Source organism: Rhodanobacter sp. FW106-HT46G03, assembly GCF_058789895.1.
In genome coordinates, this window is the sequence record NZ_JBYTCC010000001.1 from 2242108 (window position 1) to 2263185 (window position 21078).

General features: G+C 60.7%; 17 protein-coding genes, 1 tRNA gene and 1 pseudogene. 4 read left to right on the plus strand and 15 right to left on the minus strand.

The features are described 5' to 3' along the window. Positions 1 to 973: 973 nt before the first annotated feature. Positions 974 to 3622, plus strand: coding sequence for an AAA family ATPase (locus AC3WP6_RS09780; RefSeq protein WP_492627529.1), 2649 nt, complete (start codon positions 974 to 976; stop codon positions 3620 to 3622). Here AC3WP6_RS09780 and AC3WP6_RS09785 read toward each other — a convergent pair. The 11 genes and pseudogenes from AC3WP6_RS09785 to AC3WP6_RS09835 form a co-directional block, all read right to left on the minus strand. Further along, the gene (locus AC3WP6_RS09785) at positions 3585 to 4292 is read right to left on the minus strand and encodes a hypothetical protein (protein ID WP_492627530.1); all 708 of its coding nucleotides are present in this window, start codon (positions 4290 to 4292) and stop codon (positions 3585 to 3587) included. The two genes, AC3WP6_RS09780 and AC3WP6_RS09785, sit on opposite strands and share 38 nt — an antisense overlap. 6 nt (positions 4293 to 4298) lie before the next feature. Then, on the minus strand, positions 4299 to 5582 hold the full coding sequence (locus tag AC3WP6_RS09790; protein ID WP_492627531.1) for a hypothetical protein: 1284 nt from the start codon (positions 5580 to 5582) through the stop codon (positions 4299 to 4301). A gap of 13 nt (positions 5583 to 5595) precedes the next feature. Continuing rightward, entirely contained in the window at positions 5596 to 6414 is an 819-nt protein-coding gene (locus AC3WP6_RS09795; RefSeq protein ID WP_492627532.1) for a TIGR02391 family protein, read from the minus strand. A gap of 22 nt (positions 6415 to 6436) precedes the next feature. Further along, positions 6437 to 6739 carry a helix-turn-helix domain-containing protein gene (locus AC3WP6_RS09800; protein ID WP_492627533.1) on the minus strand — a complete coding sequence of 101 codons (303 nt, stop codon included), beginning with the start codon at positions 6737 to 6739 and terminating at the stop codon, positions 6437 to 6439. Beyond that, positions 6723 to 6866, minus strand: a pseudogene (locus tag AC3WP6_RS09805) (type II toxin-antitoxin system RelE/ParE family toxin); the annotation flags it as partial. The pseudogene AC3WP6_RS09805 and the gene AC3WP6_RS09800, both read right to left, overlap by 17 nt. A gap of 21 nt (positions 6867 to 6887) precedes the next feature. Further along, on the minus strand, positions 6888 to 7166 hold the full coding sequence (locus tag AC3WP6_RS09810) for a helix-turn-helix domain-containing protein (protein WP_492627534.1): 279 nt from the start codon (positions 7164 to 7166) through the stop codon (positions 6888 to 6890). Positions 7167 to 7239: 73 nt separating this feature from the next. After that, a complete protein-coding gene (locus tag AC3WP6_RS09815; RefSeq protein WP_492627535.1) occupies positions 7240 to 7557 on the minus strand; it encodes a helix-turn-helix domain-containing transcriptional regulator in 318 nt (105 codons plus the stop codon). Then, on the minus strand, positions 7554 to 7883 hold the full coding sequence (locus AC3WP6_RS09820; protein ID WP_492627536.1) for a type II toxin-antitoxin system RelE/ParE family toxin: 330 nt from the start codon (positions 7881 to 7883) through the stop codon (positions 7554 to 7556). Before AC3WP6_RS09820 ends, AC3WP6_RS09815 begins: the two co-directional genes overlap by 4 nt. Before the next feature lie 185 nt (positions 7884 to 8068). After that, positions 8069 to 8467: a hypothetical protein gene (locus AC3WP6_RS09825; protein ID WP_492627537.1), complete on the minus strand. Its 399-nt coding sequence runs from the start codon at positions 8465 to 8467 to the stop codon at positions 8069 to 8071. Then, positions 8464 to 9801, minus strand: a complete 1338-nt coding sequence (locus AC3WP6_RS09830; protein ID WP_492627538.1) for a tyrosine-type recombinase/integrase — start codon at positions 9799 to 9801, stop codon at positions 8464 to 8466. Before AC3WP6_RS09830 ends, AC3WP6_RS09825 begins: the two co-directional genes overlap by 4 nt. 363 nt (positions 9802 to 10164) lie before the next feature. Next, entirely contained in the window at positions 10165 to 12795 is a 2631-nt protein-coding gene (locus AC3WP6_RS09835) for a TonB-dependent receptor plug domain-containing protein (RefSeq protein WP_492627539.1), read from the minus strand. Positions 12796 to 13209: 414 nt separating this feature from the next. Between AC3WP6_RS09835 and arsC the strand changes: the two genes are divergently transcribed. After that, entirely contained in the window at positions 13210 to 13620 is a 411-nt protein-coding gene (gene arsC / locus AC3WP6_RS09840; RefSeq protein WP_492627540.1) for an arsenate reductase (glutaredoxin), read from the plus strand. A 775-nt stretch (positions 13621 to 14395) separates the two neighbouring features. Here the strand turns inward: arsC and AC3WP6_RS09845 are convergent. Further along, complete coding sequence (locus tag AC3WP6_RS09845) at positions 14396 to 16465, minus strand: sigma factor-like helix-turn-helix DNA-binding protein (RefSeq protein WP_492627541.1); 2070 nt, start codon at positions 16463 to 16465, stop codon at positions 14396 to 14398. 169 nt (positions 16466 to 16634) lie between these two features. On the opposite strand from AC3WP6_RS09845, the gene AC3WP6_RS09850 reads away from it, so the two are divergent. After that, entirely contained in the window at positions 16635 to 17237 is a 603-nt protein-coding gene (locus tag AC3WP6_RS09850; RefSeq protein ID WP_492627542.1) for a hypothetical protein, read from the plus strand. Continuing rightward, positions 17221 to 18900 carry an ATP-binding protein gene (locus AC3WP6_RS09855; RefSeq protein WP_492627543.1) on the plus strand — a complete coding sequence of 560 codons (1680 nt, stop codon included), beginning with the start codon at positions 17221 to 17223 and terminating at the stop codon, positions 18898 to 18900. The genes AC3WP6_RS09850 and AC3WP6_RS09855 overlap by 17 nt, the downstream gene beginning before the upstream one ends. Positions 18901 to 19129: 229 nt before the next feature. Here AC3WP6_RS09855 and AC3WP6_RS09860 read toward each other — a convergent pair. From AC3WP6_RS09860 to serS, 3 genes are all read right to left on the minus strand, one after another. Next, positions 19130 to 19219: transfer RNA gene (locus AC3WP6_RS09860), tRNA-Ser, on the minus strand. A gap of 123 nt (positions 19220 to 19342) precedes the next feature. Continuing rightward, positions 19343 to 19717, minus strand: coding sequence for an LrgA (locus AC3WP6_RS09865; protein WP_492627544.1), 375 nt, complete (start codon positions 19715 to 19717; stop codon positions 19343 to 19345). Further along, positions 19714 to 20994 carry a serine--tRNA ligase gene (gene serS / locus AC3WP6_RS09870; RefSeq protein WP_492627545.1) on the minus strand — a complete coding sequence of 427 codons (1281 nt, stop codon included), beginning with the start codon at positions 20992 to 20994 and terminating at the stop codon, positions 19714 to 19716. Before serS ends, AC3WP6_RS09865 begins: the two co-directional genes overlap by 4 nt. Positions 20995 to 21078: the final 84 nt, after the last annotated feature.

The window sequence follows — 21078 nt, forward strand, 5'->3', positions numbered from 1 at the left end:
CAGGGCGCGTAGGAAGCCGACTGGCGCGGGCAGGAGCCGCAGGCGACAACCCGGGTCGGCGACCGGCCCTTGACACGGGAAGCCACGGCAGAGGCGACAGGGGGAGCCGCCGGCTTCGCCGGTGGGGGACAAAGCGGGCCAACTCGGCCCGCGTCCCGCGTGGACGCGCACACGCGCGACGTAGGCCGCGCAGGCTGACGTAGCCAGCCGAGCGGTCACTATCGGCGCAGGCGTAGCTTGGAAGCCCGTCAGGGCGCACCAAGCTGCCCTGTCCACGCCCCGACGCAAACGCGCCTCTTCCTGTGCTTCCGGCACTGGCCGGCCGCGGCCGCAGCCCTTAGGGCGCCTACGGCGCGGCGGTCAGGTGAAGAAAAAGGGGGTGAGGTTTCTAGTGCTGGTTGTTTGCGGTAACGCCTGGCGCGAACGCCAGAAAGGGCAAAACGCCGGCCCTGCCCTCCTTCACCACGGCAATTAACCAGCTTCGCCAGCGAAACTGACTATCGCCAGCAGCCAAACTGCCCACTAGCGAGCCGCCGGTAGAATCTGGTCCGCCGTCGCCGGCAGATAACGACCGCGTGCGTCGCGCACCAACAGCGAGGACTCGGAAGGAGAGGAAAAGTGCGACATGATTGTGCTGCATTGCCCGGAACCAGCGCCCTCACGGCGCAGCGCAAGCAGTCAGGGGGCGAAGATGGCCAGGCCGCAAGCGTGCAGGCACGCGCAGCCCTTGACGGCGAGAACGCCGTTCTACCGTGAAGGGAAACAGCAAGACCGCCCACCACTACGCCACAACGCCGGCAAGCGGAGCGCGCAGGTCCGCCAAGGGCCGGAGACGTCAGGGACCAAAGCCGGATGGCCGCGACTCGGCACGAGGCGCGGGGCGCAGCCCGCGAGCCCGACGGCGGCACGCCGGGACGCGCAATGCCTCTCATTGGGGTAAAACTTATAACAGGGACTGGAGGGGACTGGGACTATGTCGATATTGCAAGAAATACTGGTTTGGACTCAAGGACTGCCTACATGGCAAAGCGACGCAGTCGCGCGCCTGCTGGCCAAACGGACGCTGACAGTGGATGATCAGGACGATCTATTCGCGTTGCTCAAAGTGGCGCATGGCATCCCCGACCCGAAGGGCCGAAAACCAAAAACGCTCGCGGCCGATCAGATTCCGGCACCGGTCAAGGTAACGACGCACATCCAATTGCTCGCGATGAAGAACATGCGTCACGTCAACGCGATTGCAGAGAATCAACATTTAGCATTCAGCGCCGCCGGAATGACAGTCATCTACGGCGACAACGGTTCGGGTAAATCGGGATATTCGCGGGTACTCAAGCGCGCCTGCCGCGCCCGCGATCAAGCCGAAGCGATTTATCCGAATGCCCATCTTCCTGCTGACAAAGCGGGTATCCCTGAAGCAGCCTTTGAAATAACCGTGGACGGCGTCGCCGAGGATGTGCAATGGACACAGGGCAAAGCGACACCTCCCGAATTGTCGTCATTCGCAATCTTCGACTCACGATGCGCACGCGCTTACCTGGACAGCGAAGACGATTTTTCCTACGTGCCTTACGGGCTTGATGTCTTCGAGGCACTGGCGAAGGTTTGCAAACAGTTGAAGACTGCGGTTGACGCAGAGCACGCGCAATCTGCCCCCGACCTCTCCGCGTTTGTGCCGTTGCAAGGCGATACGGCGGTCGGCAAGCTGATCTCGTCACTATCCGCCAAGACAACCCAAGCTCAGATCGACGCACTGGCCATCGTGACACCGGAAGAATTGGCTCAGCACGCGGCGCTGGAAAAGAGCCTGAAGGAGAACAACCCGAAGGAGAAAGCAGCTCAGTTGTGCTTGCGAGCCCGCCGCGTCGCAGCCATCGGGACGAATGCCACCAACAAAGGTGCGCTGGTGGATCAATCCGTCGTCGCCAAGCTCCGTAGTTTGGCGGATAGCTATCGCACCGCGCAGGCGGCAGCCGCGCTTGCAGCCAAAGAGTTCAAGGAAAGCGAGAACCTACTTTCGGGCTCCGGGGGCGAAGCCTGGCGCGAATTGTTCGACGCTGCCCGCAAATTTGCCGTCGAATCGCACCCAGGTAAGGTGTTCCCCGACTTGGGCGCGGATACGCCTTGTCCACTATGCCAGCAACCTCTAGCCGAAGGTGCCGCTCGCTTGCTGCGTTTCGAAGCATTTATCCAGCAAGAAGCCGAGAAGACCTCGCAAACACGTCGTACAGCACTGTACGCAGCATATAAGCCGTTCATGGCGCAGAGCCTGACGTTGAATCTCGACGATGTGACCTACGGAGAGATTGAAGCTCTAGATCCGCAACTGGCGGCCGACACCAAGGCGTTCGAGCCGCTGCTGACAGCTCGCCAGGAAGCTATCAAGGCAGCGGTGTTATCGCACCAGTGGGACGATGTCGCTCAAGCCTTGGTGAATCCGGCAGCGCGACTTCAAGCATTGGCCGACACGCTGAACACTGAGGCCGATACCTTGGAGAAGGCATCGGACGAGAAGGCCCGCGCCGCACTTCAGAAGCAGTTCATTGAACTCGATGCTCGGGTCAGGCTGAGCCAAATCAGGGGTGCCGTGGTCACGGCTGTTGGCAAGCTTAGTCACCAGGCGAAACTCGTGCAGTGCCTCTCTGCCGTCAAGACCAATGCCATCTCGCTGAAGGCATCGGATATGGCCGAGAAGGTTGTATCCAAGGAACTGGCTGAAGCACTGAATCGCGAATTCAAGACGTTGGGGGTCGGCACGTTGAGCGTTTCGCTCCAAAGTCGCGCCGACAGAGGCAAGGCTTTGCACAAACTGAAATTGGAACTGCCACAAAGTCGCAGCCCCAGTGACATCCTGAGCGAAGGTGAACAGCGCGCCATAGCGATCGGTTCCTTTTTGGCCGAAGTCGGATTGAGTGGTGGTAAGGGAGGCATCGTGTTCGATGATCCCGTGTCTTCGCTCGATCATCGCAGGCGAGAGCGTGTAGCAAGGCGCCTAGCCGCCGAAGCCGCGCACCGCCAAGTCGTCGTGTTCACCCATGACATCTACTTTCTTTGCCTCCTGGTGGAAGAGGCGAAATCGGCCGGCGTGACAATTTCCACCCAAAGTCTGGTCCGCCGCGCCGAGGGATTCGGAGTCGCCGATCCGGAGCTGCCGTTTGAAGGAAAGAATGCAAGCAAGCGGATCGGTGCGCTAAAAGCTCAACAGCAATCCATCGCCAAGTTGCACAAGGACGGCGAGGAGCAGGAGCATCGCAAGCAAACCATTGATGCTTATTTCCGATTGCGCATGGCATGGGAGCGTGCTGTTGAAGAAGTCCTACTGCGTGAGGTCATTCTCCGTTTCCGCAAGGGCGTGGAAACGCAGCGGCTCGCCGGGGTCGTGGTCGATGACGAGGACTATGCCCAAGTCAATGCCGGCATGACGAGATGCTCGAACTACGCGCACGACAAGGCACCTCTGGGCGGCGTTGCAGTTCCCGACCCTGATGAACTGCTTGCCGACATTACGGCGCTGGAGACTTGGCGCGCGCAGATTGACAAACGCAGCGTAGAGACGGCCAAGAAGCGCAAGGCAGGTCCGGCTGTTACTGGGGCACCTGCGGTGGTCGCAACATCCGGATGACCAGACCATCACGAAACTCGCACATATGCGAGTCGTCATGGGCAAAGATCGCATCGAATACCGAAAAGGCGCCCATTTCTGCCAGAAGCGGCGCCAGGTATGTTGCCGCCTTGGAGTAGTCGATGGCTGGCAGCGGCCAGTTGTCGTAGACGATCAGCCAGTTGGTGGGGCATCGAAAGAAGCCGTCGGCCATCGCTTTGGGAATCTTCTCTTTGACATAGTGCGCTATTGCTGCAGCCCATTCGCGCTCTGGTGAATCGCCGCACCAGCCAGAACCAAGCTTATCGTCCTCGATTTCACGACGGAGTTCGTCGGCCGCTTTCCGAGGCTCCCCAGCCGTGGCATGAGGGATGAAGTAGACATCCGGCCCCAAGCCCTTTTCACGCATAAAATTGGCCCGTGCGACGTTCTCCGGCACGGCTTCGGTGTGCTCGATACCCACCCCGGAGCCTGCCATCATCAACAGGAAATCCGGTTTGTCGGAATGAGTAAGAGTCAGCGGGAACGAAAGCTGTTCAATCCGTAGCGCCGCAAGCAAATGCGCGATGCTATAGCGTTCCGCGTGGTGATTTCGGCGTCCCTCCGAGCGTGCAGGTACGTCAATATCCAGCTCGGCAAGCCTGGCCCTAAGTTCCGCCGGAGTATCTGCTTGCAGGATGATTTCCGGCATGGGTGGTTATGCCTCTTGGCTGGCTGCCGCGTGATTGCGATGCAGGTCTGAAACCACCGCGATCAACCTGTTGATCGGTTCGGCCAGCCGCTTCGGCAATACGCGGTGCTGGGTATAGGTTTTCAGGTCGGCGATCCAGCGCTGCGCCACCCAAACATCGTCTGCGGGGTGGTTGTTGTCCACGCCGTTGCAATACTTGTAGCCAACAAGAGCATCGGTGTGCGAGAGCAGCACGCGCGCCATCGTCATGTGGAAGCGATGGGCCTGAAGATCCGCCAGCCCTTTGGGGCGCGGGAGGGTCAGTCGCAGGCATCGCTGCTCGTTGAAGTCCTTCCAGTCAGGCCCGACGACCTGGCCCGCACGCTCCAGCATCTTGCGAGACTGCTCGTTTTTCGCGTTGACCAAGGCTACGGCGACGGCACCCCTCGGGTACTTCAACTTCTCCGCTAGCAGATTCATCCAGTGCACCAGCTTGTGCAAAGTGTCATCGTCGGCAAATACCAGGAACTGGTGACGCTGTTCATCGTCGAGAAATGCCGGCAATTGCGCGTAGAGGGGATACAGCAGATCGTGCAGATAGATGTACGTCTGCTGGCGCCCCTGCTCATGGCTCCGCGTGGTCGCGGTCAACACCTTTTTCGCCCAAGCTGGCGTGAGTTCGGCCAGCGTCATCTCGGTGATGTCGATGGAGATGAGCGGGAATCCAAGCGACTTTCCGATCAGCGCCTTGCGCCCATCGAAGGCGTGCCCGAGTTCAATTTCAACGCCGCCAAGCACCATCGGCTCCGTCTGGACAGGCGGCCCTAGCACGGCAACGTCGAGTCGGAATTGGCACCCGAAAGGTGTCTCCAACGGGTGCTCGGTTGCCACTTGGTCGGCGCCGAGCAGCAAATTGCCTTCCAACGGATAGTCAGACGCATCTGCATCCTTGAACGACCACGGCATCGCAAGTCCAGCATCCAAGCGCCGTAAAAGTTCCGCTGCAACAAGCTCTTTCGCGCTTCGATGCTCGGGGCTTTCCTGTACGGTGCGCCGTCGGCTAGCTTCTTCTTTGTCGAAGTGCGCTTTGGGACTAAAGGTGTGCTCCGCGGGAAGCAGCCGAAAATGGGAACGACGACGCAGCCTCCCGTTCTCAAATGAGGGGCTGACCCACGTAACCATCTGCCGCGATGCGCCGGGAGATACTAGAGGCCACAACTTGCGCGCATGCTCTCGGCTACGAACATCGCGAGAAGCAATCTGAGTCTGAAACAGACCTTTCCGTGAGAAGACAACAATCGCCTCGTCCATTCTTGCCTTCCCTCTATGGCGATGTGGCAGCTACTTTCACGACGCCATCCAGCTTGCGATGAATCAGCGATATCAGCGTCAGAATGTCCAGCGCATCTTGTTCGGACATGGGCCAATTCGTCTTAGGCGCATGGGCCAATGGATTCCGCACTGCACCGAACAGGCCAATCAAAAGGTTGGCAAAGCCTTTCTGTTCGCTTTTTTCGGATTCGGTAGCGAGCGGCCCCAAAACCAGAACAGGCTGCTGGCCAGCGAACGCCTTGTTCACCAGGTCGGCGCCATCGCTGCTCAAACCCGACAGCAGGCGAATCCGCTCCGCCACGCCTTTCGTTGCCTCGAAGACGGCGTGGAAATAGTTTTCGTCCAGCAGCTCGACGCGGCAGTAGTTCAGAACCTCCGCATGTACGGCGCGACTTTCCAACGCTGCCTTGAGCCGCCCGGTACGCGCGCGCGCCGCGTCCAACGTCGTTGCCTTATCGGCATGTCCGACTTTGCCATCCTCGCGCACATGGAAGCCTGAGAAGGCCAAGACGACATTGAGTTCGTCGCGCCTCCATGCAAACGCCTCAGGGTCACGAGCGTAGCTCACCGGGTTCATCGCGCGGTTGATGAACATGATGAGATGGTTGCCGACCTGATGCTTGTTCTGTGCGCCGACCAGCGCATTGAACAGCCGTTTCCACTTGGTTATGCCGGGCGACGCGTCGGCAACCTCGATCTCTTGCAGCAATCGTCCAATCTGCGTGCCACTCAGGCCGCGATCGGTATCCGCCAGGACACGACAAACAGCTTCAAGGTGCTGTGAACTGAAAGGGTCAATCCGCGTCGCCAATATCTGTCTCCGTCGTCAGGCATCAGATGATGGCCTGCAAACCCTTGTCGGCGATGACGTTGAGCAATTTGAGCGCCGGCCCAGCGGGCCGGGTGTCGCCTTGCTCCCACTTGCGCACGGTCGAGGCTGAGGTGTGCAGGTGGTGCGCGAATACCGGCTGGCTGAACTTCAAGGCCTCACGCAGATGCTTGACGTCCTCGGCGCTGAACTCCCGCACCGGCGGCGGGCAGATCGCGTCGAATTCGCGCATCGTCACCTTGCCGATCGCGCCCACTTCATGCAGCACGGCCAGGTTGTCACGCAGCGATTCAATGATCTTGCTCACAATGCACCTCCACTAATACACCTGACTGCAACGCCTTCGACAAGGCTTCCGCAGACAAGCCCAGAAACACCTTCCCGGCGAATTGCAGCGCCCTCTTCTCGTCCTGCGTGATGTTCGCCTTGTCGCTTTTCGGGAAGGATCGACATGACTAAGCAGCGACCGTGATACCAGGCGCATGTGCTCGGCGTGCAGGTTGCACGACGATCTCGACACGCTGATCCAGCGACACCAGCGCCTGCATCAGCCGCGCCAGCGAAATGTTCTGGAGCTTGTAGCGGCGCACCTGCGACACCTTCGGTTGGGTCATGCCGATAATCGTCGCAGCCGCCATCTGGCTCAAACCGCGCTGGTCGATCAGTTCGTTGAGCTTGAGCGCGAGCGCTGCTTTCGTCGACAGAATTTCGGCATCGTCGAAACCGAGGCTCATCAGTACGTTGCCCGTAGCTTGCGGGTGGTCTGACGGATTTAGCATGTCTCCAGTCGGTGCGCGAGGCATGGCATTAGGCCGCGTGGGCGGGCGTCGATGGGGCGAGCGGCTGGACTGCCAGCCGCAAGCCCATTGCCTTGAGGACAGCGGTCAGGCTGTTCAACGCCGGATTGCCCTTCGGAGAGAGCGTGCGGTAGAGCTGCGTTGGATTCAGGTGTGCCTGTTCCGCTACCGCCTGCACGCCGCCAAACGCTTGGGCGAGTTGGCGCAGCACGATCAGCAGCTCGGCCTGGTCGCCGTCCTCCAGGATGCCATTGATGACATCGAGTACGAGGGCCGGGTCGCTGTGGTACAGCTCGGCCATCGCCTCATCATGGGTTCTGCTTCTCATTCGTCGGTTCTCCGTTGCCAGTCCTGCCAATAGTCCACCGCCCGCTCGATGTCCGCGTCCTGCGTACGCTTGTCGCCGCCGCACAGCAGGAGCACCAGCCGCTGGCCCGACAGGGCGTAATAGACCCGATAGCCTGGCCCCGCGTCGATGCGCAACTCCCACACGCCATCGCGGCAGAACTTGTGGTCGCCGAAATTGCCCAGTTCGACGCGGGTCACGCGTCGGATGACCGCCACCTTGGCCTGGCCGTCGCGCAAACGACGCAGCCAGTCGATGTAGAGATCCTTCTGCCCGTCGGCCGTCAGGTAGTGCTCGATTCGGTACATAGGCATCTTCGTTTATAAACGAATTGAAGTCAAGGGAGGGAAACAGTCACGCCCGGCAATCCGACCCGAATTGCCGTCACAGCGACACGACAATTCGGGGATACGGGCTCATGTCGAGATCATGCCCAAGGTCGTAGGCACCGGCTTTGCTGAGGCTGAGGCTCGCTTCCGTACTCGCTGCGTGCTCATTCCCTCGCCTCCTTGGACGCCTTGGGCGTCCCCTTCTCCCCGGGCGGCGCAGCACCGGCCTTTCCCTTTTGGCCTCCTTCCAAGCTCACCCTGTCAGACGTGGAGCGAAACACCGGCTGCTCGTCGGCCCAGCGGTCCAGATCCTCGATCATGTAGACGACGAAGCGCCCGAAGCAGCGATACGGCGGGCCGTTGCCGTCCATGCGCAACTGCTGCAAATAACGAGGAGACAGGCACAGATACTCGGCGGCCGCGTCGGTGCCCACGAAACGCCGGGTTATCGGCAGAGGGGCATCCTCGCCTGCGAGCACATGGCTGGCAGCAGCACCCGTGGGCTTCTTCATCGTCATCACCAACGGTTGCCGCAGCGAGAGCTGTCGAGGCCTGGTCTTCATGGCGCCGCCTCCTCGCGAGTCGAGCGCCCTCGCCTGGAGTCCGACGGAACGGCGCGAGTCTCCTCCTTGCGGTGACGAAATGGCCGGTAATTGCCAAGGCTCGTGCGGGTCTTGCCGGTCTGGTCCTCCATCGCCTCGGGCAATGCGTGCACTGCCCCTGCATTGCCGATGGTTTCCCGGCGACGACGGGCCACCTTGTCGGCGGCTTCTCGCACCGGATCGTCTTCAAGATGGACATAGCGCATGAACATCGCCACGGTCTTGTGCGCGGTCAACGCCATGCCGACCTTGACCGGGATACCGGCGTTGGCGATGTCGGTCGCCGCACGATGCCGGATGCCGTGCGTCCCCACATGGGTAACCTTTGCCCGCTTGAGGATACGTCGCCAGCCATTGACATAGGTGTCCTCCGGCAAGGCTTTGCTGCCGTCGAAGATGCTGGGGCAGACGTATCTGGAGCCTTCGACCCGGTAAGCGTTCGACAGCAAACACAACGCCTCCTCGCTCATCGGCTTGGACATTCCACCCGTCTTGCTGTCCGGCCAGGTGACTCGCCGGTTCTCGAAGTCGATCCATGACCATTCGAGGCACAGGATCTCCGACATGCGCGCAGCGAACTCGAACTGCAGTCGGATGCCCAGCGTCAGCAATGGATGTTCGAGGCCCTGCGCGTCCGCCCTGTCGAGGTAGGCGAAGATGCGCGCCAGCTCCTCGTCGTTGATGTAATGCGTCTTGCCACGCTCGGGATACTTCGGCACATGGCGGCACGGATTGGAACCGTCCGCCCGATAGCCCCAGACCTCGGCCATGTTGAGCATCTTGCGAACACAGCCGACGGTCCGGTTCGCGGTCACGGGGATCTTCGCCATCCGCCGCATCAGCGTCGAGATATCCGCACGCGTCAGCTCGGACACCTTCATCTTTCCGAGCACCGGAACGATGTAGTGATCGATGTAGTACTGGTAGGTCTTGACCGTCCTCGGCTTGTTGCGCGGGATCGAGTACTCCTCGATGAACTGCTCGCCCAGTTCCTTGACCGTCGGCACCTGTCGTCCCACCAGCTTCGCGGCACTCGGATCGCCGCCCTTGCGAACATCGGCCAACAGGTCCAGCGCGATCGAACGCGCCTGCTCGACGGTCAGCTCGCCGTAGCGACCGATGGACGGCTTGCGCCGTTCGCCCCAGTTCGTGCGGTACTGGAGCATGAACACCTTGCGGCCGCTGGGTGTGACTTTGCACAGGAAGCCAGGGATAACGGTGTCGCGCAGTTCGTACTCTTTGCCGATGATCGGAGCCGCATCGACAGCGGATTTGGTGAGCTTGGAAATAGTCATGACGCCTCCTGTTCGTGGGTCGAATGCAGGAACCAACCAGGAGCCACGCGAAAGATAATTTCGACGCGATTGGCCTAGTCATGGCGTAAGGCTAGACGAGACCACGCTCCCGGAAAACCAAGTAGATCAATGCATGGCGAGTTCCGGCGTAGACCCATCCTATCGAGGCTGCTTCAGCTCAAAATCCGCTTCTGGCGACAGAGTGTAGGTTCGAGTCCTATCACCGGTACCAATCGCTGTTGCAACCGAAAAGCCCGCCATCGGCGGGCTTTTTCGTTTGCGGTGCAGCCGTCAGCGGCGGCCTGCCTGCCCCGGCCGCCGCAGCACGAGATGCGGCGGCCGGGACAAGCTCCTTCCCATGGCTCAGAAGTTTGCCGTGACGCGGGCGTACCAGTACGCACCGTTGAAACCGAACGGCGAGGTCAGCGCGTAATTGACGCCCAGGAACCGCAGCGTCGCGTTCTGCTCCTTGTCCGGGTAGGTATTGAACACGTTGTTGCCGCCTACGGCCACGGTGAACATCTGGTTGATCTTGTAGCTGGCCTCGAGGTCAAGCAGCGTCTTGCCGCTGTAATGCGCCACGTCGGTTGGCGGGTTGTTGTTGCCGAACAGGCCCACCGTGGTGCTCCAGCCGTCGTAGTGGTTGACGCGGGCCACGGCGTCGAACCCGCCGACACCGTAGTCGAACGTGAGGATCGAGCGGCTCTTCGGCACCTGGTGTTCCAGGTCGTACACGAAGTCCTTGTTGAGCGTATTCGGTTTTACCCGCACCACGGCCTGGATGTTGCGGTTGTAACGGAAATTCACGTTGAGCTTGCCGGCGCCCAGCTGGTGGCGCGTATCGACCACAAAGTCGATGCCATGCACGTTGGAACCGAACGCATTGCCGAAGTAACTCGCGTCGCTGCCCAGCAGCAGCGAGGCGTTCGGGTAGCCCTCGGCGGACAGGCGATCGACCGTGGCCTGATCGACCGCCTTGCTGACCAGGCCGATCCGGTTGTGGATGCGGATGCGGTAGTAGTCGAGGGTGGTGGTAAGCGTATCGGTCGGCGTCCACACCATGCCTGCGGTGTAGCTCTTGGACGTTTCGGTTTGCAGCGGCGCCGAGCCGAGCGCACGCGCCACCGGGTTGTTGACCGGATAGGTGCCGGCTGGCACTAGGCCGCCTTGCGCGTTGGCCGTGGTCGTGACGTTGAGCGTGTTGGCCTGCCCCGGCGTGGGGGTGCGGAAGCCGGTGTTGAACGTGCCGCGCAACGCAAAGGCATCATTGAACGCATACCGGCTGGACAGCTTGTACACCACCTTCGAGCCGTAGCCATTGGCATGCTCGTAGCGCACCGCTGCGGCGCCCGACCACTTGTCGGTGAGGTTGGTCTCGGCATCGACATACGCCGAGTCGCTGTTCTGGGTGAAGCGCCCGGCCGCGTTGGCAGGGAACCCCTGGAACGCATCCGAACCCACACCGAACACCGACGCCGTCGGGCCGACCGCGATCGAGCCCTGGTCGCCCTGGTGGATGATGTAGGTCTCTTGCCGCCACTGCGCGCCAAACGCCAGGGTGAGCGGCGAGTTGTCGAACGATTGCACGAAATCCGCGCCGGCGCCCTGCTCGCGCTGGGTCAGCTTGCCGGGGTGGAAGGTGGTGGGTGACAGCGCGCCCAGGCTGGGGTTGATCGACCCTTTCAGGTCGTAATCCACCTCGTTGCTGCCGTTGCGGTAATGGACATCCCACTGCAAGTTGCCCTCGTTGCCGCCACGGATGCCGCCGACCACCTGGTGATCCGCCACATCGGCACCAAACAACGGCCCGTAGCCGCCGGGGAACTTGGTGTAGATCGGGTTGAGCAGCGTCCAGCCGCTCGGGCTGGCGGCGTTTGCCGTCAGGTAATTGGCCGGGTCGCCGCCGCCGGCAATGATGTTGTCCACCAGCGATTGCGGCGCATTGGCCGGGTTGAGCGTGCCCGGCGCGTAACTGACCAGCGTGGAGCGCCCGGCAATGCCGTCCTGCGCCGGCAGCACCGGGGCGCGGTAGAAGAAGCTCGACAGAATCGTCTTCTTCATGTAATCGCCGTAGCCGTACAACTGGATGTCGTTGGTAATCGGCAGGCCCGCATTGACGAACAGCTTGTCCGATTTGGTGTTCGGATCGCCCCAGCGCTGTCCAAGCCCGTTGTACGGCACCGAGCTGGCACCCACGAACGTGGCAACAGCGGCGGCGACCGTCTGCGGAATACCACGCGAGGTGGCATCGGTGGTTTCGCGCTCGGCACTCACGTGGACGAAACCGTCGGCGCCCAACGGGAAACCGGCGTCGGCGTCGTAGCGGTGCTGGGTGCCATCCCCCTTGCTGAACTGGCCCCATTGCGCGCTGACCGTCGCGCCTTCGCGCGACTGCTTGAGGATAACGTTCACCACGCCGGCGATCGCGTCCGAGCCGTACAGCACCGAGGCGCCATCACGCAGCACTTCGACGCGGCTGATGGCATTGGACGGGAACACCGAGAAATCGACCGCCTGCGCACCCTGGTTGAACGTGCCGAGCGGGTCGATCTGCAGATTGACCAGCGCCGAGCGGTGGAAGCGCACGCCGTTGACCAGCACCAGGGTCTGGTCAGGCGACAGATTGCGCAGCGACACCGGGCGCACGAACGACGTGCCGTCGGCAATCGGAAAACGCTGGGTGGTAAGCGACGGCACGGCGGCAGTCAGCGATTGGGTCAGGTCGGCCGACGGCTGGTTGGCAATCTGGCTGCCGCTGAAGGTGTCGATGGGCGACACCGATTGGGTTGGCGACAGGCCCGCCCGATGGGTGCCGGTCACCACCACCTCCTGCAGGTTGACGGCCTTCTTGTTTTTGGTCGTTGCCGCTTGCGGCGTATCCGGCTGGCTCGTTGCGTCCTGCGCCTGGGCGACACCCGCCACAAGGACAGTGGCGGCAAGTGTAGCACGAATGGCGTGAGTAAGCGTCCGATTGACATCGGCATGGTTGCGCATAGGTTCTCCCCGAAATTCCCCTGTGGGACACACGCTACAACTTGAACCCAAACGCTGAAAAGCTCCCGATGCGTTGCGCGCGTTCGACATTGGTCGAACCTGTCCGAGCCAAACATGGTGGGCGCCCGCATGGCGTCGGTATGGACGGCTAAAAGCGAAAGTTCATGCGCCGTCCGGATGTCATCGCGTCGTCGTCAACACCATGGCAACTCGACACCCGCAGCCCTGCCTGCCCCGCATCAACCTCGGCAAAAGTGATACCGCGAAAGGGAACGCACCCATGGCGCGCAGCCTGCCCAATACCTTCGCAGGCAGCGTGCCTGCGTTCGTGCCACGGTTCATCAGCAGGTAAATTACGGGCACGTCGGCTGCAACCAACCTCCCGGCACAGACGTTCGAAAAGGATTCCCCACCATGACCACCGCGTTCCCCGTCACGATCTACCACAACCCGGACTGCGGCACGTCGCGCAACGCACTGGCGATGATCGAAGCCGCCGGATACAGCCCCACCGTCGTCGACTACCGCCGGGTCGGCTGGACGCGCGCGCTGCTGGACCAACTGCTTGCCGCCATGGGCGCGACGCCGCGCGACGTATTGCGCGAAAAGGGAACGCCAGCCGCCGAACTTGGCCTGCTGGCTGCTGAGGTATCCGACGCCTCCATCATCGACGCGATGCTGGCGCATCCGATCCTGGTGAACCGGCCCATTGTCGTGACGCCAAAGGGGACGAAGCTGTGCCGTCCGTCCGAAGTGGTGCTGTCGCTGCTGGAGCGCCAGCCTTGCCATTTCACCAAGGAAGACGGCGAAGTCGTGTGCCAGTGACCGGTGAGGTCATGCGCTTCCAGTGTAGTGGTCAAGTGATTCTAGACACCAAGATAGGTGTTCATAACGCCAGCGCATCGACGACGGCTGGCGGACAAGCCTTCGCCGGCGCCGACGGCTCGGCGCAAGCGCGGAGAAAAGCCGGGCTTCACCGGAAAAGAGCCCCGCGCCGACCCCGTCAAGCCAAGCGCGATGGGAAAAAGGCCGCGCGCCGGAGAAAGAGAGCCACGGGCGGCTCTGTCGAGTGCCGCGTTCCGACGAAAAAGAGTCGCACTCCGATGAAAAAGAGCCGCGTTCCGATGGAAAAGAGCTACGCGAGACGCGCTGGAGTGCCGAGCGTCGATCTCTAGGCCCCGCGCTCGGCACGGAAAACGTGGTAGTCGGCACTGGCGCAGTCGCGTGTGGGGCTTTTGGAACCGAAACTGTCCACGACACCTTCTCCGCCAAACGGAGGACCCGCCGGGAAAGTGCACCCTGCCCCGGGTTTTCGCTTGGTTGCCCCGTAGCGCCCGCCCCTTGCGATGGGCCGGACTTCCTACGATCAAACTCGCCACGGCCTTTTGCGCTCGCGAGTGAGACTGAAAACAAGGACCGATTCGTAAAAATAAACCTGACCCCGCTTTCGTACCAGCTCGATTCCCTGATCGTCATCTCGACATCGAGGTGAATGGGATGCTTGAGGCGGCGGCGCTGGCTGAGGTTTGATGGTGGTCACGCCCCCCGTGGCTACGGTCGCAGACGGCCAAATTCGACACTAACCGATACCAAATGTCCCTCATTCCTCAAGCGCTTCTTCATCAACGATGTCCAGCGTGACCGTGGATGTCAGCAGGTCGAAAGTCATCCGTACCACATCCCCTTCGTCCAGACCCGCCGCGCGAGCAAACGTATAGAACCCGTATAGCGTTCCTTGTTCTTTGCTTGTCAGGGTGCCGCATGACGAGCCATCGCCAAGGGTCGCGCGGAAGCTACGGTCGCCTATGTAATCTTTGAGCGAAGGTGGAATACCGACCACCATGCTCATAGGTGGATGTGGAGCTTTGACTGCAATCCAGATCTTTCCATCCACTGTCCACCCATAATTTATGACGCGTCGATTGCGTGGCAAGTCGCGGGCTCGCTGCTGGACTGCTTCAACGGCGGAAGGGTCAACCGTGACGCCACGGATCTTCCAAACACCGATGCCAGCGCGCTCCAGAACTGGCGAAAATGAAGTCACGGCCCCGAAGGAGGCCTCACCTAGCCCTCTTTCGAGCGCACTTCTCGCAAGCGCCGCTCGATCAAGCACGCCAATTGCACATGACCGCAGAACTTCGACAATGGCCTGCTCTACTGAGCCCAATTGGTCCCTATAATCGAGCGGCGAACGACAACCGACAAAATCCCCCTCGACAAAAAAGTCCTCGTCGTGTTCGAAGAAACTCCGCAATATGGACACGGGTGGAACAGCCATACTGTCTCTCAGGCTGCTATTTGAAGATGCACGGCCACGGTAGGCACGTGCCACGCCGTCTCGCATCGTTTTTGCGCTCAGCGGTGACGCAACGCTGAGCATCTTCTTGGCAAGATTGACCAACCTATTGCGCCCGTCTGGTAGACCAGTTACCCGCCACCAGTCTCGATCACTGTCAAGCGAAACGAGCCCCGGAATCGTGCCTAGCAGCTCTCGGATGCGCCCTTCCTCTATGTCGATAGCCAGCTTGGCACACTCACGCTTCGCGTGAAATACGCTAAACGCGCCGCTCGCCCCGGCGAGTCTTCGCGCCGTGGCTGCCAAGGCACGAACTTGCCCGTCCGCATTTGTGGGCGAGACGTAGTATATGCCCTTGATGCGTGAACGCCGGAGCGAGTGCTCATGCCCAAGCGCGTCGGCCGCCTCGATAAGCGCCGCAGGGTGAAATCCAACTTTTGAGTAACCGCGATCGATGGTCAAGGCCATCGCAGCCTTGTCCGTACAAGGTGGCGACTCTTCTAACGCTATCAAAGCATTATCTAGTGCAGGGAGGAAAACAGGATGCGCGTTCGGCAGCCGCTTTATCACCCGGGCCTGAACCTGCCTAATTCTCTCGCGCGTGAGCCCGAGCTCCCTGCCAGTTTCTTCAAGCGTGCTCGGCGGCTTCCCGCCCCAGCCCAAGCGCCGCGCAATAGCATTTCGGCGTTTCTGTTCTGGAACGATATCGGCGAGCAAATCCGAAAGGGCGTCCTCGAGATTCTGCGCCTCAATGTGGTTCACAAGGTGTTGAACGTCCGCCAGCCCTGAGACTAGCTCGGCAATTAGCGGGGCTTCGGTCGTTACATCTGGATTCTCGAGAAGCTGATGAACATAATCACGGAACGACACACCATGGATAGCGTGCAACAGCGACCGAAACCGAGGGTCATCGCCGCTCACTTGTGCCGCCCATGGCTGCTCGGCTGCTTCAACAAGGGCTGATTCGTAAGTCGCCGGGTCTAGAATGGGGACGGCAACCGACTCAACCTCGCCAAACTGACGGATTGCCGCCTCTAACGTGGATGCGAAATCCAGCGCTGACAACACGTCCACACTAGGAATCGCCAAAAATTGGCCGAACGTAATGTTGGTGCTGATTTTATCGGGCCGGTAAAGGTTGGCTTTGACCAAAGCGTTCCTTGTTCGTCTCGACCATGGGACAGAGTCTGGCTTCAAACCCAGCGGCCAAGGCCCTTGTACGCAATGAATCCCCCGTATTTGTTCTCTTCGCTGCGATACGAAAGTTGTGATTGCGCGAAACACCCGGACCGGAACTTTTGGGGTAGCCAACCAGACGTTCCAATCCAAATACGCGAAAGTTGCGTGACCTGGCAATTGCAGATCCTTGACCATCCAAGGGGGTAGCCGTATGCGGCTCCATGCCTCGCGCAAGGTTCCCGGCAACAGCGGCGAGCCGAATTCCCCCCAGCCGGCGAACTCTTTGTGAAGAGTCATAGTTGAAGTGTCTTGATTTACGTGACATGATGATATCATGGTTAATAGAAGACCTACCACAAAAGGTTTGACAAAGCCACTGACCAAGCGCGAACTGACGCTCTTCGCTGTATACCTGCTCGGTGGAGGGCAGCGAGCCATTGACACGGAGGATGTCGCGGTCAAGGCGGCGGAGCTCCTCCCCGGAGCGTTCGCATGGCGAAAGTACCCGGATCAGATCAATCTGGAACTCGTCCGATCCGTTCTGAAGGATTCAAAGAAGCCTCAGTTCGGCCAGCTTCTTCACGGCACAGGTGCTGAAGGCTGGCGTCTGTCCGACGCTGGCGTGAGGTGGGCAGTACAAACCCAAAAGGAAATGCGTGTTGGCCATACCGTAACTGCCGGGTCGACTGATCCGTGGGCGGGTTCTTCCGACGCGAGGCGAGCGGACCGAGAGGTTCGTCGCGCAAAGTCAGGTCAGGCATGGGAACAATGGAAAGGCGGCTCTGAGATCACCGCCAAGGCGGCGTTACAGCTTTTCCGGATTGACGACTACACAGACGAGAAGATGCGCGACATCAAGATCGCCCGGCTACGCGCGCTAGTGACAGAGGATCAGGATGCAACTCGGTTCGTAGAAGCTGCCGCAAAGATCGCACTTGGGGGAGTAAGCAATGAACACCAGTCCTGACACCATGAAGATGGTCTCTCACGTCGCGCGGGACCTTCTTCAATCAGCATCGCATTTTCGGTCCGAGGCAGCCGCCGTCTGGGAGTATGTCATCAACTCTTTGCAGTACGTCGACGAAGGCGTCACCCCGAAAGTACAGGTGCTCGTCAATCAAAAGCTGAAAGAGATACGTATTGCGGACAATGGCGCAGGGATGTCTTCCGAGGACTTGCGAAGGTTCTTCACAATGCATGGCGAAAATCTGGCACGGAGAAAGGGGCGGCCAGGGCGGGGAAAGTTCGGGACGGGAAAGTCCGCTGCCTTTGGCATCGCCAGTTCTCTGCATGTAGAAACAGTCCGTAATCACAAAAGGAATATTGTTGAGCTTGACCGAGTGCTCGTGTCCAAGTCGGATGGCAGCAGTATCGAGCTCCGGTGGCTGGTAAAGGACGAGGCGGTGGGTGAGCCAAACGGCACAACGGTTGTCATTGGAGATATTTTGCTTCCTCGCATCAAGACACAGCCGATCATCGAATACATAGAGAGGAACCTGCAAATATTCCGGGCGCGCCTGCCCGAGGTTGCAGTGAATGAACACGTTTGTGTGTATCGGGAACCGGCCGTTGCCGAGACAATTGACTTTCACCCAACGGCTGAACAGCAGAAAGTTCTTGGTGATATCACGTTGACTATCAAGGTTTCTGCATCTCCACTTCCGGAACAGGATCAGGGGGTATCGATCACTGCAGGCTTGGGCAATCTTGTCGCGATTGAAACATGTGGCATAGAGAAGAAAGAAATGGGTAACTATCTTTTTGGGGACGTCGACGTGCCGGCCCTCGAAGCCTCAGACTCTCCAATTGAGCCTTATGACCCATCTCGATCGCTAAGCCTGAATCTTAACCACCCGATATCGATGGCCTTGATTCAATTCATCGCACCGAAGCTGGATGAAATTCGCCGAACCCAAGTTCGCAAGCTACGTGAAGTCAAAAAGACGGAGGACGCTCGCAGACTCAGCAAGCTCGCAGAACAAATCGCTCAGCTGTTGAACGACGACTTTCTCCATGTCGCTTCGCGATTGCGGGACATCCGCTCTGCCTCTTCTCGAGTAGGCCCCATCGGATCCCGATTCGGTGGCACCAGGGGAACCGGTCAGGAGGAAGATGGCTTCGTGCAGGGGGTAGACCAGCCCGGTGATGTCGACGAAAGCGAATCGAAACCGAACCGGGAACATGATCAGAAGCCGAACGCCATTTCTAGGCCTCCCCCGGACGTACCAGCGGCTGGAGCATCCAGCCAAAGCGGCGATGCCTCGGTCGATCCATCCGGCGGCAAAGGGAAGAAGCGGAATCCCCGAGGCGGATTTTCTGTTGACTACCGGAATCTGGGAGCAGAGGCCGACAGGTCAAAATATGATCCCGTAAGCTTGTCGATTCTGATCAACCTTGATCATCCCGTGGTCAGCGCTGCGCTTGGCAGTGCGGGCGTCGAAGACCCGGCGTTCAGACGGCTGTCTTACGAGATTGCCTTCTCGGAGTACTCCATCGCGTTTGGCTATGAAAAGGCCAGAGTCGATCCCGACATGCCCCCGGAAGACGTATTATTTGAAGTTCGATCGACGCTAAATCGGATCTCGACAAAAGCTGCATTGTTTTACCGTGACTCAGCAACCGTACGGTAAACCCAATGTCAACCACCATCGGTGGGAAGTTTAATGATATGTCGAACGGTCGACTTCGGGCCGGCGGTACGCATTGGCGCTGGCCGATCCGCGTGTGTGTGTCGAACTTGCTGCCCACAGGCATGCCAGCATCGCTCATGATGAAGCACACATGAGTAGGATTTACAGTAGGGAACGCAGGCGTAGATCTGATTACTATATCTAATAATCAAACGCTTACGCGTATATATGGCGGAGAGGGTGGGATTCGAACCCACGGAAGGTTTGACCCTTCGCCGGTTTTCAAGACCGGTGCCTTAAACCGCTCGGCCACCTCTCCAAAAGCGAATCCTGCCTTGGGTCGGGCTTCGGCCCGACTGTCGCCTCGATCCGGTGAGGCCCCTGGAAACACAGCCGGTCGAGGTGAATCCTGACCCAAGGGTGTATCCGGGCCGGCATGGTATCAGTTGCGCGGCGCGGAAGGACGGCCTTTGCGCGAGAGCGCGACCAGCGCCCAGACGGCGATGGTTACCGGGATCAGCGCGCCGAGCAGCGGCAGGATCACCAGCGGATGGCGCACGGTGACGGGCACCAGCTGGGTGGCGGTGGCGTAGGCGACGATGGCGATGCGCAGCGCGCGGCTGCGGCGCGCGAGCCACGGGCTGGCGACGATCAGCGCCAAGGCAATGGAACCCAGCCACACATCCAGCACCGGCACCGACCACACGTCGGCAAAGCTCAGGCGCACCACGATGACGCTGCCGAGCACGGTCAGCAGGAAATAGCTGGTCCAGAACTCGACCCGATCCCACTTGCCTTGCGCGGCGGGGGTGTTCACGCGATGCGCTCCACGCCGCCCATCAGCGGCCGCAAGGCTTCGGGGACGGTGATCGAGCCGTCGGCGTTCTGGTAGTTCTCCATCACCGCGACCAGGGTGCGGCCCACGGCGAGGCCGGAGCCATTCAAGGTATGCACCAGCTCGGGCTTGCCGGTGGCCGGGTTGCGCCAGCGCGCCTGCATGCGGCGCGCCTGGAAATCGCCGCAGTTGGAGCACGAGGAAATCTCGCGATAGGTGTTCTGGCTGGGCAGCCACACTTCCAGGTCGTAGGTTTGCTGCGCGGAGAAGCCCATGTCGCCCGAGCACAACAGCACCTTGCGATACGGCAGGCCCAGCAGCTGCAGCACTTTTTCGGCGTGGCCCACCATTTCCTCGAGCTGCGCATCCGAGGTTTCGGGCGTGGCGATCTGCACCATCTCCACTTTTTCAAACTGGTGCTGGCGGATCATGCCGCGGGTGTCGCGGCCGTAGCTGCCGGCCTCGGCGCGAAAACACATGGAATGCGCGGTGAGCCGCAGCGGAAGTTGGCCGGCGTCGAGAATGCTGTCGGCCACGAGGTTGGTCAGCGCGACCTCGGCAGTGGGGATGAGATAACGCTTGGCCTCGCCCACCTGGGTGTGGAACAGGTCTTCCTCGAACTTGGGCAACTGCCCGGTGCCCTGCATGGTCTGCGCGTTGACCAAGAGCGGAATGTTGCACTCCAGGTAACCGTGCTGCTGGGTGTGCAGGTTCAGCATGAATTGCGCGAGCGAGCGGTGCAGGCGCGCCAGCTCGCCGCGCAGCACGGTGAAGCGCGCGCCGGAGAGCTTCGCGGCCGCATCGGCATCGAGCCAGCCATGCGGCGCGCCGAGATCCACGTGGTCCTTGACCGCAAAGTCGAACGTGCGCGGCGTGCCCCAGCGCAGCTGCTCCACGTTGTCGTGCTCGTCGCGGCCGGTGGGCACCTTGGCGTGCGGCAGGTTGGGAATGCCCAGCGTGATGGCGGCGAGCTTGGCCTGTACCTCGGCCAGCGCGGCCTCGTTGGCCTTGAGCTGGTCGCCAATGCCGGCCACTTCGGCCAGGAGCGGCGCGGCATCCTCGCCCTTGGCCTTGGCCTGCCCGATGGCCTTGGAACGCGTATTGCGCTGGTTCTGCAGATCCTGCGTACCGGTGGCAAGCCGCTTGCGCTCGGCTTCCAGCGCCTCGACCGCCGCCACGTCAAGCTCGAACGCGCGGGTCTCCTTGAGACGCGCGGCGGTTTCGGCAAGGTGCGAACGCAACAGGGCGGGGTCGAGCATGAGCGGTGTCCGGATGAGGCTTGAACCGGGAATTATCGTCGCCGCGTGGCGCCCGCCGCAACGCGCCGTGTTGGCGCCGCCCCG